At 55.6% G+C, this 16,159-nt stretch carries 11 protein-coding genes; 8 read left to right on the top strand and 3 right to left on the bottom strand.

The features are described from left to right. Positions 1 to 383 precede the first annotated feature (383 nt). Together JQC81_RS05225 and JQC81_RS05220 are read left to right on the top strand one after the other, a co-directional pair. Positions 384 to 1,085 carry a GxxExxY protein gene (locus JQC81_RS05225; protein WP_203270757.1) on the top strand — a complete coding sequence of 234 codons (702 nt, stop codon included), beginning with the start codon at positions 384 to 386 and terminating at the stop codon, positions 1,083 to 1,085. Next, entirely contained in the window at positions 1,086 to 1,616 is a 531-nt protein-coding gene (locus tag JQC81_RS05220) for a restriction endonuclease (RefSeq protein WP_203270756.1), read from the top strand. Positions 1,617 to 1,980: 364 nt separating this feature from the next. On the opposite strand, the gene JQC81_RS05215 is transcribed toward JQC81_RS05220, so the two are convergent. After that, positions 1,981 to 2,829, bottom strand: coding sequence for an NYN domain-containing protein (locus tag JQC81_RS05215; protein WP_203270755.1), 849 nt, complete (start codon positions 2,827 to 2,829; stop codon positions 1,981 to 1,983). Between the two features lie 326 nt (positions 2,830 to 3,155). Between JQC81_RS05215 and JQC81_RS05210 the strand changes: the two genes are divergently transcribed. The 6 genes from JQC81_RS05210 to JQC81_RS05185 all read left to right on the top strand — a co-directional run bounded on the left by JQC81_RS05210 (position 3,156) and on the right by JQC81_RS05185 (position 9,134). After that, a complete protein-coding gene (locus JQC81_RS05210; protein ID WP_203270754.1) occupies positions 3,156 to 4,148 on the top strand; it encodes a site-specific integrase in 993 nt (330 codons plus the stop codon). A gap of 171 nt (positions 4,149 to 4,319) precedes the next feature. Continuing rightward, positions 4,320 to 4,820 carry a hypothetical protein gene (locus tag JQC81_RS05205; protein WP_203270753.1) on the top strand — a complete coding sequence of 167 codons (501 nt, stop codon included), beginning with the start codon at positions 4,320 to 4,322 and terminating at the stop codon, positions 4,818 to 4,820. Further along, positions 4,817 to 5,521 (top strand): hypothetical protein, encoded by a 705-nt coding sequence (locus JQC81_RS05200; RefSeq protein ID WP_203270752.1) that lies wholly within the window; start codon positions 4,817 to 4,819, stop codon positions 5,519 to 5,521. Before JQC81_RS05205 ends, JQC81_RS05200 begins: the two co-directional genes overlap by 4 nt. A gap of 1,253 nt (positions 5,522 to 6,774) precedes the next feature. Continuing rightward, positions 6,775 to 7,413: a uracil-DNA glycosylase family protein gene (locus JQC81_RS05195; RefSeq protein WP_281400228.1), complete on the top strand. Its 639-nt coding sequence runs from the start codon at positions 6,775 to 6,777 to the stop codon at positions 7,411 to 7,413. Positions 7,414 to 7,537: 124 nt separating this feature from the next. Beyond that, the gene (locus JQC81_RS05190) at positions 7,538 to 8,560 is read left to right on the top strand and encodes an HNH endonuclease family protein (RefSeq protein ID WP_246520246.1); all 1,023 of its coding nucleotides are present in this window, start codon (positions 7,538 to 7,540) and stop codon (positions 8,558 to 8,560) included. After that, positions 8,550 to 9,134: a class I SAM-dependent methyltransferase gene (locus JQC81_RS05185; RefSeq protein ID WP_203270750.1), complete on the top strand. Its 585-nt coding sequence runs from the start codon at positions 8,550 to 8,552 to the stop codon at positions 9,132 to 9,134. The genes JQC81_RS05190 and JQC81_RS05185 overlap by 11 nt, the downstream gene beginning before the upstream one ends. A gap of 436 nt (positions 9,135 to 9,570) precedes the next feature. Here JQC81_RS05185 and JQC81_RS05180 read toward each other — a convergent pair whose 3' ends face one another. Together JQC81_RS05180 and JQC81_RS05175 are read right to left on the bottom strand one after the other, a co-directional pair. After that, a complete protein-coding gene (locus JQC81_RS05180) occupies positions 9,571 to 10,473 on the bottom strand; it encodes an HNH endonuclease (protein WP_246520245.1) in 903 nt (300 codons plus the stop codon). A gap of 357 nt (positions 10,474 to 10,830) precedes the next feature. Then, positions 10,831 to 15,954 (bottom strand): RecQ family ATP-dependent DNA helicase, encoded by a 5,124-nt coding sequence (locus tag JQC81_RS05175; RefSeq protein WP_203270749.1) that lies wholly within the window; start codon positions 15,952 to 15,954, stop codon positions 10,831 to 10,833. Positions 15,955 to 16,159 lie beyond the last annotated feature (205 nt).

Here is a 16,159-nt window from a genome sequence, read left to right as displayed (position 1 = left end):
ATCTGCCGCTGGGGAGCAGACTGGCACGTGTTTCAAGGCTACGCCTCACTTGGGTTGGCTTATCCACATATGAGGGCTCCGGACTCTTGTATGTCTATGGAACCCGTGCGAAATTTCCCTTAGCTGGTTATAAATAACGTTTGATGATAGACACCCCTACAAAACCACCGACGTGCTTTGTCTCAGCTCCATTTGGGGTTGACTTAGGCGGCATCCGGAGCGCTCTAGAAAAAGCTGGATTCCAGTTAGCGAGACAGCAAGTGCCTGCTCCTGCAGGTGCGATGTCGTTGGACGCCATAGGAAACGTTCTCCGAAGGGCCGACCTTGTATTGGCGATAGTGCCCTCCCCTCCTGAAGCAGCGAACGTCCTATTCGAAGTCGGAGTGGCAGTTGGACTCAATAAGCCAGTTTTCTTGATCGTCTCCGAGCCGCGGGATCTGCCTTCAACATTGAAAGGCTTACCTTACATCCGAGCTCCCTACTTGGAAGATGATGACGCACTAGCATCTGCCTTGCTGCCGCTAACGGAGAATTTGAACAAGCTGAAGCCACGAGCAATCGCGCGACGCCAGGCCAAAGGTGTAGATCCTCATGGCTCCCGATTGATTAAAAGCGGGCACAGCGGGATAGCCCAGGCAGAGCCGCCCTCGGGTGGCATGCAGGTTAAGCTGGTGGAGCGAGAGACGCTCGAACGCCTATCCCAAGCTTTCGTCTCATCAGGAGCTACAGTTACACTGGAACCCAAGTCAAAGGATAAAAATGACACGTTCCGTCCAGATCTTCTTGTATGGGATTCGAGATTACCCTCTGACTTCGGGAACTTGCTAGTTGTTGAAATAAAGCACGGTTCTGATGATAAGCTGGACATTGCCGCTAAAAGACAGTTATCCGAATACCTCTCTGCGTCTCACCTAAGGACAGGAATTTTGGCCGTTAATAGAGAGCCGGCTCGCCAGCTTGAGTATACGGGCAGTGGTTATGTATTCGTTCTTTCGGTCGAAGCTTTGCTTGATGCAGTAAGCGGCAAGAGACTGCCGGAACTACTGCGTAGCATTCGCAACCGCGCGGCTCACGGTCCGTTCTAAATGCCTCGATTCCCTGCTTCACGAGTAACTGGCCTCCTGAACCGGTCACAAGATGCTACGCTCGATTCGCAGCAAAAGGGGGCACTCTTTGAGGACTTAACGGCAGCAATATTCGGCAGCGTTCCAGGAGTAACGCTAAAAAAGCGTGACCTCCTCAATGGACCGGGGAGTGAGGAGATAGATCTCTTCTTCTTCAATGTTCCATCAAAGGCTGGTTTTTACTTCTTACCGTTTTATCTACTAGTTGAATGCAAGAATTGGTCATCTGCTGTAACCAGCCAGGATGTCGCTGCTTTTGTAGATAAAGTGGAACGGAGACACCTCGACCACGGATTTCTATTTGCTGCAAATGGCGTGACTGGGGATCCAACAGACTGGTCTAGAGCGCAGGACAAGATTAGGCTGGCATTAGTGAACAAGGGAATCCATATCCTTGTATTTGATCTTTCTGATATTAGCGCCATTACTTCTTCGAAAGTGCTCGTCGAGATGATGATCGACAAGCTATGCGACCTAAAGGCCAGCGTCTGACCGTCATATGACCCGCTGCAGCTGAAAGCCTTCGGTGACAGACGAATAGAAGCGGACCAAGCCGCTGATAGGCAATACTTATATATCGTTTCGGTAACAGCCTGTAACTTGCGCTTTGGCCAGCACTTTATAGGCAAGCGCGTAAACCGCATTCGTAGTGCGGCCTACGTGCGGTCCCATAAAGGGTTTGAGCTCACTATTCCTGGCAAAATTTCTTCATATTTTCAGTAAGTTACAATTTTTCACAGCTCAGAAAGCAATTGAATGTGCGAAGCTGGGAGAATCTCCATCGATCGAGCGGCGCATTAGCGGCGCACCCGCATACCAGTGATGAAGAGAGCAAAATTCACCAGGGGCATTAACCTTAGTGACTTTTGAGGCGCACTCGGACGAGGGTTTGAAACGCAGCCCTGATCTGCCTCTTCTCATCGATGGCAAGGTCACGACCAATTGCATCCCGGCACCGCGGTAACAGCTTCCGGTCGAACTCGGATGGCACCCCGCGGTCTGTTCTCCAATATACTCGAATTGCCTCGAGCTCAGTCGCCTCCAAAGCCTCGACAAGCAGCCTTACTTCAGCTTCAAGTCGATGATCTTCGCAGAGCTGCCCTGCAGATTGCTCGCGCGCTCGGTCGACAGCTGGCTCACTCACAGCTTCATGTTCCTGCTGAGGGCGCAGCGCGAGAAAGCGCCTGACCGTTTCCGCAGGCCATTCAGTAGTTGTATCTGCTTCTTGCAGCAACTGCTGTGATTGATTGGCTCGGCTCGGCTCAATGCCAAGCAAATGGACCCTTACCCCATAGTTCTGGGCTATTTGAACGCCTACCCGGACATCCTCATCTCCAGAGATAAGGACAGCATCACAGATGGCCTTCTGCCGAGCGAGTTCGATCAAATCAGTGACGATCAGAGAATCGACACCCTTCTGCTGCCCCACACTGTTGAGAAATCCCAAGCGGAGCTTAACATCATCTTGATGCGCCATGAGTGCCTGTTCAGCAGTTGGCCTACTCCCAGTTGCCGTGCCATCATACCAGTATATTCTAAGTAGTGAACAATTTGCGGCACGTGTCTCAGCAACGCGCTTAAACTCTTGCACGACAGCGGGAGCATCAAGAACAAGATCAGGGCGGGACCGCTTACTGCCTGCGATTGCTACGCTTCCCTGTGCAAATAGGTAGCCAGCATCGACGAAAACAGCCACGCGATCCATACACGCCCACCAGAAATAGCAAGGGCTCCCGCAGGAGCCCTTTTGTATGCCGGCGCGGCCTCAGTGAAGTAGAAGTAGCAGGGCACGCCGGAGTGAGTCTTATATATCGCACCCAGCGGGGGTGCGCAATCGAAAACGTTCGAGTCACGTTTTAGTTCAGCCGACCTTGAGCAAGTGACACTGCCCAATGTTACCCTACAGGTAAGCGCCCCCTGCCTAGGAAGCAATCTCAGAAAGCAGCAAGTTCATAGGTTAAAAATCCTGAAAGCCCTTGGCGGGCCTGCACCGGTGTCCTACGCATTCTGAACTGATCCGTTGAGGGTGCGATGGCGACAATTCGAAAGCTACGTGGGCGCTGGCAGGCTGCGGTTCGACGCAAAGGCATGAAGCCAAGGGCCAAGTCATTTGACACAAAGGCAGAGGCTGAGCGCTGGGCCCGTGAGCTTGAAGCGGAAGTCGATCGCTTCGGGCGCGCGTCTGACACTCGTCCTGCCGAGAACATCACCCTAGGCGCCCTCCTTCGTCGCTATCGCGATGAGGTCTCACCAACCAAGAGAGGCGCCCTCCAGGAGATTCAGCGCATCGACGTCCTTGTTCGGCACGACATCTGTCATCGCACACTGGCAGGTCTTAGCAGCGCTGACATCGCCAGTTATCGTGACGAGCGTATGAAGAAAGTTGCATCCTCTACCGTCGTTCGCGAACTCGCGATTATTTCTCACGCAATCGAGGTCGCTCAGCGTGAATGGGGCTATCACCTCGCCTTTAATCCAGTAAAGCGGGTTCGCCGCCCCATCGTTGCAAATGCACGCAGCCGGAGATTGGAAGGCGAAGAAGAGCAGCGCCTTCTCGACGCGTGCGAGACGGGTCGGACACCTTGTCTCAAGTCGCTGCTGATCGTCGCGATTGAGACCGGGATGCGACGGGGCGAACTTCTCTCGATCACATGGGCCGATGTAGATCTCAATGCCCGCATCGTGCACCTAACGCGAACTAAGAATGGTGAATCTCGCGATGTGCCACTGTCGTCGCGTGCCATCAAAGCAATACAAGCCCTCAGGTCCACCAATACGTTATCTACGGAGCGCTTGTTTCCCTTGACGCCTGGAGCCCTCGAGCAGGCATGGACTCGCCTAAAGGCCAGAGCCAATGTAGCAGGCCTTCGTCTCCATGACCTTCGTCACGAAGCTGTCTCTCGCCTATTCGAGAAAGGCCTGAGCACCATTGAGGTCAGCGCGATCTCCGGACATAAAGAACTCCGAATGCTCTCTAGATACACCCATCTTCGCGCAACAGATCTTGCTACCCGCCTGAATTGAACCTAAATTGCAGCATTCAGATGTAAAGTAAATCAATATTGATTTACTTTACATCTGCTTCATATTTTCCAAATAATTCCATTATTTCTGGAATAAGAGCTTGTTTGGTCATTAAGCTACCCCAATTAGACAGCAATAAAACCCATCTTGCTGTCATCATGGGGAGCCATCATGACTGAAGGCGACGAAACTGCACCTCAACGTTGCGCTGTAGCGGAGGCGATCGCAATCGTCCGAGAGTTCAATGACGCGATCGAGCACATATGGAAGCAATTCTCGGGGAAAGAGATCGATCAAGCGATCTATGTCTGCCAACGAGACTACCAGGAGGATGACGACAGTTCGCTAGAAGTGCTCTTTTTATTATCCGCTTTACAAGCAAAGTTGCGGCACCTGACGAACGGGGTGGATGGAGCAATTTCGGCCAAGAAATCATCCGAGCCGTTCATGTCTATTAAAGAACAAGGAAGACTCTTAGCCGAGTATGAGGCTGAAGTCCGCGAGCGGCGCAATGCTAGGCGTCGTCAGAGGAGAAAGGATGCGCGTGAGCGGGCAGCCTCTAGGCAGCTCAAAGGCGCGCTCAAAGCCGCTCAGGGCCCGTCTGAGGAGACCAGTCCCCCAAACGATAAGCGTAGATCAAACCCAAGAGCTAGCAAGAGGCGGACGCCATGAATGATGACTCTGATCACAACCATGGTAACTCCAAGCGTTTGTCTTCGCATCCATTCAGCTTCTTGACCGAGGAAGATGTTTGCGAGGTTGACCGCCTTGATTTGCCGCTTGGAGAACATCAAGCGTGGATGTGGAACCGCGGTGTGAGCCGGATGATCAAGGCCATTTTTCCCGACACAGCCAATTCTACAGATACCTGGCACACGGCTGCTGATCAGAACAAACTGCCAAGGATCAATTATTACGCTTTGTGGCGCTCAGAACAGGAGGCCAAGACGAAGCGCCGTAAAGCGTGGAAAGATGCAGCTCGTCATGCGGCCAAGCGTGCTGAGCGAGAGTCAGAAGGATTTAAAGCTCTTGATGCGATCAAGCAAGAAGGTGCGCTACGTCTGAAGCTTCTTCGCGCAGGCACGAAGAAGCCTCGCAGCGACAAACGCTTGGAGCAGTTGCGGGGCCAGGAAGAGGTCTACGTCAAAACATGGACAGCTACTCAGCTCGCTAACCTGACGTTCGGTCCGGGGGTGAGCGCCGCGAAGATCGCAGCGCGCTATAGTGAGCATTTCCCGGGCGAGGCAGTTACTCGTCATCAGATCCGCACGTGGAGCAAGACGATCAATGAGCTGGAGCAGCCGGGCGGTGTCTGGGCTCCGGACTGTCTGATCGCTCGTCTCGAGAAGGGCAAAGCTGCGTTATCCAAATGACGCAGCCCCGCGCAGCCTGATCTTAAAGGCTCTTTCAAACCTTGCGTGGTCCAAGACAAGCAAGTCCCTGGGCCACGTAGCTTTTTTGGAATACCGGATGTTCGCCATTCCTCTATATAGAGGATGTAATCAATATATAGAGTATATAAGTATATTAACGACGTTTCCCTTTCACGGCGAGCTCCGCTCGCCTACGACGATCCTGGTCGCTTCGCTCCCGGATCGTCATGCCTTTGAGCTCCCTCTCCGGAGAGGATTACCAGGGTAAAGAAAAAGCAGGGATAGAAGGAAGAGACGCCACGGATCTCCTTGTGGGCTTCGCCTGCTTGATCTCCGGATCGCAAGTGGCGCCCCTCCGGAATACCGGCCGCCACGTATCACTGGCCTTCCAATCTCCACTCCCGGCTCGTGGGACCCATGCTCCTCCAGCACCTCGAGGGAGGGCGCCCTCGCGCGGAAGGAGCCTCAAAGAAGTCCACGGAGGGCCCTCTTCTTCTCCGGCTAGCCAGTAGCCTAAATCCCCTAAACCGCCACCAGCGGGCTTCGGAGGGGACTCTGCAACGCGTCTAATCTCGGAGCATAGCTCAATTGCCCACTCACCCTCACGTGCACCCATGAAGGCGAAGTCCTAGAAGGATCGATGCCCCTCGGAGGCCTTCCATTCTGTGTCGGCTACACCTCGACGCTCGTCCTGGGATGTCATCTTCAGCAGGAAGCTGGCAAGCGGCGTCTTCGAACCGTCGAACGAGCCACTAGTTGAAGCTGGTTAACGCTAGTCACGGTTAAAAAGACTGCGGGAAAATACCACCTCCGCTTAGGGAATACCTCTGAGCGGGCGCGCCATTGATTGTCCTCGCCGATGCCGAGCGTCTCGTCCTGCACGAACGCCGAAAAGACCAGAAACAAGCCATTCCGACGAGCGCACCAGGTTATAAAAGGCACCTTCTGTCTTGATCCTGTCTGATCCGGACAATTTGGCGAGGCTCTATCCGGTCAAAGCGGGTCGGAGGCAAGTTAAGTTCAAACAGCCTCTCCGAGGTATTTTGACCGCTTCGGACTTGGTTCGGTTGCTTCCGCTCGCTGCCATGAACCCCCGGTCTCCGCGAGACCCATATAGCCCAGAGATGCCCGATATCTCCCTTGCTGGATATCGAACCACGTGACGGCGTATGGCATAGTCCCTTAGGGACCTTGGCCTAGGATCTGAGCTATGGCAACGTCGGAAGGTGCAACGACGACTTTCGGGGCTTAGGATGGCACTTCCGTTTCACGACTTCTATACGGAGATACTTGAGGGATACCACGGTGCGAAGGTCAGAAATGAGCCAGGCTGTCGGCCCAGGGGCACCTTCACCCGCGCGAAACCAGGATCTCTCAAGTGGATGTTCGTTCTACAGAATCCTGGTGATCCTGTCGCGAAAGAGAAGAGTCTCGAAGCTGGAGCAACACCCCGTCAGTTAGTTGAGAGGCTCTGGATGCTTTCTGGGGAAATCCTAGAGAGGGATAGTCCGTTCTCTGATACACTTTCAACGGCTCGAATCGAGGCATGCCGCTTGTCCCGCTTATCACCATTAGAGCTTACACGGCACGCCATTTTCACGAATCTAGTTCGCTGCACAACATTCAAAAAGGTAGGGCAGAATGCCGAAAAGCCCAATGCCGAAGCGATCGAGCTGGGTGCTAACTGGCTCAAGAGAGAGATCGCCTTTTGGCAGCCTCAGATCATCATCGCTTATGGAAGCGTTGCTCGCGACGGGATGACCAAATACAATATACCTTTTGATGATGATCTACCACATCCAACGGCTCAGGGTAAATGGCTGAACCAAAACCTGCGGCGTCTAAGAATCGAGGAGGTCCACGAAAGATTGAAGGCCCTCAAAAAGCTCTAGTTAGATTCCGCTGGATTGAACAATAATGTTCATGCACCTTCACAAGTGTTCCACAGCTTCGGCGGGGCAGCAGGCCGTATGGCGGGTCTAACTTGCCTAAATCAATTTCAATGCGGCTGGCTTGATGATGATACACTTTCTTGATGTTGAGCCCACGCTCGCAAACCAATGGCGAGCGATCATCCTCTTTGGGCGCAACGCGGCCTCATACAAGTTTGCCCTCTCGAAAGTGCTGCTGTCGCTCTCGCCGTCCAGTGACTTGATCAAGTTGGAAGAGCTTGCACTACCCTTCGCACGTGAGGTTTGTGCTCACCTCAGGATTGCACCGCGCCAGGCAACAAACTCCTCGAGCCGCTTCCTAGAGGCGTGCAAGCAATGGAACGCCAGGGAGCTAACAGACGATCAACTGCGAAACGCGACAGCGAAACTCGGGTTCGTGAACGTCATAGATGCCTTCCACAATCTCGATGCTCGCAAACTTCCAAATCGATTCTTTGTCGATGAGCGACGAACCAATGGCGGCATTCGCTTAACAGACGATTTCTGGCGTCTCAACGCTGCCTCATCACCCGAGGGGCTAAAACATGAAACAGAATCTCGTTGGCGGCTGGTTGAGACTGCTTGGGAGCTTGGACTTAATCGCTCGTTAATCGCTTTCGATGCCCAGACAGAGGACCTCTTCGTCAGTCAATCTCATAGACGGCAGGCTGTTACCTCTTGCCGTCATGCTTTGAATGGTTATCAGAAAGGGCACTGCTTCTACTGCTATGCGCCTATCTCTATTGTTCCAGGCGACTCAGCATTGGCTGACGTCGATCATTTTATCCCGCATGTTCTCAAACCATTCCTTCCCGGCAATCTAGATGGAGTCTGGAACCTTGTGCTTGCGTGTGTTGGCTGCAATCGTGGCATGGAAGGCAAGTCAGACAGGATCCCATCCATCGCGTCGCTGGGGCGGCTTCACGCTCGCAATGAATACCTGATCCAGAGCCATCATCCACTTCGGGAAACTCTCATAATGCAAACAGGCCGATCAACACCGGAACGTGCTAGTTATCTCCAGACGGTGCACTCGGAGGCGAAACGTTTGCGGATCCATGATTGGGAGCCAGAGCAGCAAGGGAGGCCAGTTTTTGATGTCAGTTGAATTCTACAACCTGAATGCAGGCAGCTTTTTCGCCCTGACGGTCGCCGCGGACATGAGTGAGGCTCAAAATCGTTTTCTGTGCCATGTGCCGAAGGCTGGGCGCATTCTCGACGCAGGCTGTGGATCGGGCCGAGATGCTAAAGCCTTCGTGGAGCGAGGCTACGAGGTTGAAGCTTTCGATGCGTCCGCAGAGATGGTTCGTATGTCCTCCGAACATAGCGGCTTACCAGTCCGGCAAATGACATTTGAGCAGGTTGACTGGGACAATCACTTCGATGGTATTTGGGCAAGCGCCTCTCTACTCCATGTTCCTCGCTCCGACTTGTCACGCATTATCGCTAAGCTTCGACGGGCTCTGAAACCTGAGGGGATTCTGTATCTTTCCTTCAAATACGGAATGGACGACCGTGAGAAGGATGGAAGGCGCTTCACAGATATGAATGAGGAAGCTCTTCAGACTGAGCTTAGACGAGCAGGTGACCTTAACCTCATTGAGATCTGGACCTCAGAGGACGTTAGGCCCGGACGAACGGGGGAGCGCTGGCTCAGTGCTCTTTCGCGGCGAGCAGAGTAAGCCTTATGAGTAAGCATGAAACGCCTATGACTGAGGGGTTCTGGGCGACATTAGAGCGTGGAGCTTTCATTCCAGAATACCCCTTGGTGCGAGGGTCGTTTGACAGGGTTCCTCGCCGAGCCGATGCAGTGATTCTACCAGACGAGCCTCGGGGCCGGGCCCGAGTTGCTAACTATCCTTCGTTTGCTGGGCTTAACGTAATCGTGGTGCAGACAAAGACTGGCCGGATGGGCATGTATCTAATGGGGCAGGCATTGTTCTCTGCCCGCCTGGCTCAGGCAGCTGGAGCGGCAACCGTCCGCTCCATTCTCTTGTGCCACGAGACAGATGCGGCGCTCATGCCGCTGCTTACTCCGTTCCCGGAGGTTGAGGTTTGGGTATGTGACCGCGATGATCCAAGGGTTTGTCGACGGATACCGCTAATCGCAGCCAACGGTTAAGCGCCAGCCTCCTTCCGTCGGATAACTTCAATCAAAACGTCGTTCTTCGCTGACCCATGAACACCATGGTGAATTTCTCGATGGCAGCTTGGACAAACTGCTCCGACAAAGCGAGGATCGTCCGGCCCACCATCACTAAGTCGACGCGTATGATGAGGCTCCAAATAGGGCTGCCCTTTCAAGGTCATGAACGGGGCTGGCTTCTCACAGCTTTCACATACACCTGCTGCTCTCGCGAGGACGTAGCGACGCACGGCTTCTGACCGACGGTAAAGGCTGCGCCGAGCCTCGGCGCCAGTGGTCTGAGGCGTGCTTTGTGCGGCAATGAAAGCCCGTCGGCGCAGAGCTGAGAGGTCGGTCTCAGCTTGGTCGGGCAGCTGTTCTGTTTCGATCAGATCGTCTGTGGCGCTACTAGGAACGAGCTCGAATACAATAGCCCGACGCTGATTGCCTTCCCGGTCTGGTGCCATCTCGAAGCTGTAACCAGCACATTCGAACTGCCCTAGAAACCGCACTCCTTCCCGGCCCCTCGTCTGGAAGACGAGGAGGTCCTTGCCGTCCATGAGATGGTCGCGGATGGCGCGATTGCCACGTTGGAAGACCATTTCCCCAACTTGACCCTCGCCAAAGTAGCGAAAGGTGCCTTCGTTCGTCCAGCCGTCCGCATAGCCGTGCTGCTCACCGCTCTCGCCAGTGAAGACGATTACGACGGTGTGCTCACCCGGCGTGCAGATGCCGCCTTGTTGTTGTCCTCCATAGACGGCGTGGATATCACGTCGCCGATTGTAGAGTTGTTGCTCTTGGAAAGGTCCCCACGGCATAATCTTACCTGATTGTAATTTATCTAGCTTAAGTGGCTCATTAAAGCCGTAGCCGGCTTCTGCTGGCAACGACAGCATGATGAAACGAAGCGGTATTCAGGTGAAATAGGTTAACACGAGTAGCGATCAAAGCGGTTCATGAAGGATCTCGCTCAGCTCCAATATAGCCTTAATTCGGGCGCGCCGTTGATTGTTCTCGCTCATGCCCTGCGTCACACTCGGTAGTCACGTGGAAATTGCCAGAAAAAAGTCATTCTCGCGGGAGTCGAAGTTGGCGCAAGTTAAGCCCTGTCGGATCCGGACAATCTGGTGAGGCTCTAGACGTTTTATATTGGTTAGATTCATCCACAATCTTTCTCGCGGCATGGTCTCATTCATAACTCTGACAATTGCAACCAGCCACTTCGTCGTTCCAACGAGATCATGATGCGCCCCTCAATGCCGGAAAACCAACTCTGGGAGGACAACCTCCCAAGCTTCGCGCCGAAGAGCGCCGCGGAAATCCTCTGCGTTGTCGACCTTACGCCAACGGATGATTGCGCTGGCCTTGCCTCGAATGAAGCGCGAGCCGGTGGGCGGCGTGTAGCTCTGAGCCATCCGTCCAATAGTCACTCCCTTTTCATTGCGAATCTCCCAGCGTCCATCGCACTTTATCAGTTCGATAGGATCACCGGTTTGTATCCGAGCGAGAGCCTGATGGGCCGGGTGGTTTGCCGCCTGCCTGCCTACCCAGGACAGATCCACCATGCGTGGTTCTACGGTCTGATACTGCAAACCACAATCCGCCTGGGCTCTCTCATCTGGGGTGATCTGCCGCTGCAGTAAGGTTGCTGCGGCATCTTGCAAGATCGGATGCCGACCCTGCATTGAAACGATCGCGAGGCTGCGCTTTGCCCGCGTCATGGCGACGTAAAACAGCCGGAGTGGGGCATCGCGGTCCTCCCCCTTCGAGGATCGATCCCAGCCGCCGTCAAGGATGACGACATCGTCAAACTCTAGGCCTTTGGCGCGATGCGCGGTCAAAAGCAGCAATCCTCGTTGCTCCTGACGAGTGTCCCGAGTCCATTCGACCACCAGCTCGATGATATCTGCGACCGGAACAGCTTTCCCATCGAGTTCGGCGTCGAGTGCCGTGATACCGTCCGAGATCCGATCCCACCAATGGTTCGAAGGCTGCCTGGAGATAAACCCTCTCACGGCCTCGGCCGCAATCATCTTCGCAGGCTCCGCCTTGAGGAAGTTGAGGAATTCCTGAGCTTCCCGTAAACGCCAGAATGGAGGCATGGCCTCGCTTGCGAGTTGAACCGGGATGTCGAGCGCCTCACAATAGCTCCGCACTGGCTCTAGAAGCCGCCATTCCCGTGCGATGATCGCGGCCTTTGACCAAGACCAGTCGGGGACCAGTTGTGACAGACGGACCAGTTCATCGACGGCGGCGTTGGCCTGCGCTGCAAGGCCCGGTGCTGTGCGCAAAAGCTGAACCCGGCCCTGCGCGACCGGATCCTGCGAGGCCAGCACGCCGCCTTCAGGGGCTTTAGCGCGGGCGCGATTGATGGTGATGTCATGGCCAGTCTTCATCCGATTAGCGGCTGGCGCAATCACGCGGTTTGCTGCATCGATAATTGCCCGCGTCGAACGGTAGTTCTCAATCAGATAGGTGGGCTTCGCTGAGTAATCCGCTTCGAAGCGCCGGATGTAATCGATCGAGGCACCTGCGAAGGCATAGATGTTCTGGTCGTCATCACCCACGGCAAAAAGGCTCAGGCGCTGGTCCGGGTCATCGAACGAGCGGCCTGCTACGGCGGCGATCAGGGCATATTCCTCGGGGCCGATGTCCTGATATTCGTCAACGAGGATCCAGCGATAGCCCTGAATCAGGGTTTCGCGGAGCGCCTCGGCCTCGACCTTCGATAGGCCTTCGCCTTTCAGCAGGGTGACGGCCTCCATTACAATTTTGTCGAAGTCATGTGGGGTATCCGCCTCGACCTGTCCCGCAAAGCTTGCACCGACTAGTCGCATCGCTAGAGCGTGACAGGTCGAGACGGTTACGCTGTTGGCATCATCGCCGATCAGCTCCTTCAGCCGCTTGCGGATCTCGACTGCGGCATGGCGGTTGTATGTTAGAACAAGTATGCCACGCGGATCTTCACGCTTGACCCGGATCAGATAGGCAACGCGATGCACCAGCACCCGTGTTTTTCCGGAGCCGGGTCCTGCGAGCACCAGCACGTTGGTCTGTTCGCGATCATCGGCAACGATCTTCGACTGCACGGAATTTCCGAGACTTTCAACAATCTGCCGCCAGCTTTCCGGTGTGGTTTGACGGTCCAAATCGCCCGCTCGATGCGGCAACCAGCGCTTCAGGAAGGCTCCTTTGTCCAGCTGGAAATAGTCCTGCGCGAGCCTCTCTGCCTCTTTCATCGAGGTCAGCCCGCGCTCGGCATAGGCCGCCATGATATGGGTCTGGACGGTCTGTTCGCAGTAATGATCCTCGAGAGGGAGGAAATCCTTCTGAGTAAACTGTCCACCCCCGGGGCGCAGGTGAACGGTAATCGCGGGGCGGAAGATCGTCAGGCCTCGTCCAAGGGTGATCACGCCCTGTTCATGGAGCCACATGAGTGCCCTGCCGAGCAACTTAGTCACATCCCGGACTGAACCCTTCAGGAAAACGTCCCCTGTGATGGCGGACTGCATCTTGCCCATCGTGGTCTCGACCCGGACATCTTTACCGCGCGTGCCTTTTGCCACTAGCGCTTCGAGATGTTGGATTAAAAGCTCCGCCCCTCGACGCCTGATCTCCGCCGTCCGGCTCACCATTTCCCATGACCGCTGCAGTCGCACGAAGCAAGTGTTTCGATTCACCTTGCGCAAATGAATGTTGCCGCGTCCGCCGTCCTCGTCGCGCCCGTCCTGCGCCAAGCTTCGCAGATGCGCCTCAACCAGGTCCGGGCGCACGCCGAGATGGCCCTGATCGCGTAGAACCTGACAGGTCGCGGCAAGATGCAGAGGCTGCGCTTCGCCGCCCTCAGCATCTGGCGACGCCTCGCGCATAGCGTCGATCAACGCGGCCTCCAATGCCGAAGCGACCTGGAACCGCTGTTTCGACGCCCCCTCGACCCCGACATGAACGAAGATCGTAATGGCCGTATCGTCCGTCGCGATACCAAGTGCTTCGAGATCGGACAATGCCTTCCGAAGTGCGCCACCGGTCAGACCACTGGCGCCGGAAAGCTCGTCGGTCGAGACACCAGCATCGGGGGAGGCCGTCATTAGATGCCGCACCAAATCCAGTAGTTGCTTACGCCGAGTTCTGGTCAGCTCAATCTTGGAGAGAATTTCCTCGGCCTCTGTCAGCGTGCGGATACGCAGCGAGGAAGGGAAGACCTGCACCCGGTTTTCCTCCCGGGTCAGCAGAGTTGATTCTTCGAGCCAGGCAACGGCGGTCTTGACCCGCGTGTCGTCAGTGGCGTTATCGCGCTCGAATTCCTGCGCCGTCTCTTCCCGAACTATCTCGCCCGGGGTGGCGACGACCTCACCATTGTGCTTTCCACGGGTATCCAAGCGCCGGAGCGCCTTCAGGATCGCGCTGATCTCATGGCGCGCCAGACGCGAGCGGGCGCTGAGAGAGAATTGCCGTTCGACATCCTCGGTAGTGAACAAAAGCACGCAGACCGCCGGATCGCGGTCACGTCCGGCCCGGCCGGCCTCCTGCAGGTAATTCTCAAGGGAGCCCGGAATGTCGCCATGCACCACCAGCCTGATATCGGGTTTGTCGATCCCCATACCGAAGGCGTTGGTGGCCGCAATGACCCGCAGCTCACCGACACGGAAACGCTCCTGCACCTCGTGCTTGCGTTCGGGCGTCAGGCCAGCATGGAAGAAGTCCGCTGCTAACCCCTGTTGTTGCAGGAAGCTCGCGACGCGTTCAGTCGTAGCACGCGTGGCGCAATAAACCACGGCGCCTGACGCACCATCGCGCGGCAGGGCGCGTTCAATCATATCAAGAATGTCGGCGAGCTTACGGCTGCGGTGGGTCTCGTGCACCTCGAAGGCGAGGTTCTGGCGGGTCGCACCGCCGTCGAGCAGAAGCAGTTCCACTCCCAGGCGGGACTGGAAGTGATCACGGATGTCGCGCACCACCTCCGGCTTTGCCGTCGCAGTCAGGCAGATCACCGGCGCGGGCTCTTGATCCCCGGAATACTCACGGATGAAGCGCGAGACGTAACGATAATCGGGCCGGAAATCATGCCCCCATTTTGAGACACAGTGGGCTTCATCCAGGATCCAGTAGCCGACCTCGCGCTGCGCCAGGACTGCACGCACTGAGGGGCTGCGTAGCTGCTCGGGTGATATCAGCAGCATGGCCGCTTCGCCCAACCGCACCTGATCCAACGCAGCATGGCGCTCTGGCATTGAGAGAAGCCCGTTGATCGTAACGCAGCCACTGATTCCGTGACGCGCAAGGCCTTGCACTTGATCGGCCATCAGTGCGACCAGAGGCGAGATGACGACGGAAAGTGCGCCGATCTTGTCGAACCGCGCCAGCGCCGGAATCTGGTAACAGACGGACTTCCCGGTGCCAGTGGGCAGGATACCGAGAACGGATTTCCCTCCCATTGCTTCGGCGACAATGCGCTCCTGCAGCGGGCGACCGACATCGTCCTTTGGCTCCGGTCGGAAGCTGTCGAAGCCGAACCAGCGCGATAGGGCTTTCTTCGGATTGTTCTTCTCGCGGCACCAATGGCAGCCTGGGTCGTCGCACGCGCGGTCGCGCAAATGCCTAACGATTAGCGAGGCCTCACGGAACTGCGCCCGCACCCAGGGTGGCATAACGGAATCCCCGCCTGCGACCGAGATCCACGAAAGTGCATAGGCCATCGGCCAACTGAGTTGTGGTGAGGACAGGCGATTCAATGTTTGGTGGATACGCGAAGCGCATGCCTGACCATCAAGCAGCTCCTTCATCGCCTTCTCGGCCTGTGCCACGCCGGGTCGAGGTGCTTTGCGTATGTCGGTAAATAGTGCGTCGAACCCGTCACTCCCCTGCATGCAAGTGGTCAGGTAGTGATAGGCGATAAGAGCGGCAGGCCTCTCCTTCGCCAGGGTTGCAAAGGCTGCGATCTGGTTGGCCAGCACATCGAGCACAAGGCGCGCGTCGAGCTCCGGGTCATTTACATGCCCTGCGTGCAACCGCCCATCGTGATGGTGTTTGACTAGATGGTTGTATGGATTGCGCGGGAAAGCTAGCGGGTTCAGCCAAAGTGTGTCTATTGGCTTTGTGGCTAGTCGCGCGAGGCGGGGCCTCACCGCTACGAGGTGAGGGAGATCAAATCGGATAATGTTGTGACCAAGCAGGAAGTCGGCACCGGAGGCGAGGCTTTCGAGCCGGTCAAGGGCGACCGCCTGGTTCCCATTTCGGAATACCACCTTCTCCTGGTCTTGGCGGCGAACGGCGGCAAAGGCGAAAATCTTCGCTTGACCCGGATCAACCTCAAGGTCGATCGAAAGGCAGCGGTTCAGCAGAAAATCATCAATGTGCCCGGTTGTGGCTCCATCCATGCGCCTGTCTTCTGTCTACGATATTAAGTGCCTGATTTTACGAAATAAGCACGACAGATGAATGGGCGCCAGAGATAAAACATCGTTGCGACAAAGCTTAGCGAGATATGGTTATTTTCGCTTAAGGAAGTTGAGGTGCCGCTGTTCATGCAATTGAGACTTTGGTCTAAACACTCCGCGATCAGCTATACGCTTGAAGCGAGCT

Source organism: Microvirga arabica (genome assembly GCF_016811235.1).
In the GTDB taxonomy this organism is placed as follows: domain Bacteria; phylum Pseudomonadota; class Alphaproteobacteria; order Rhizobiales; family Beijerinckiaceae; genus Microvirga; species Microvirga arabica.
Note: the sequence above shows the minus strand (reverse complement) of the source record. Positions and strands in the feature narration are given on the sequence as shown.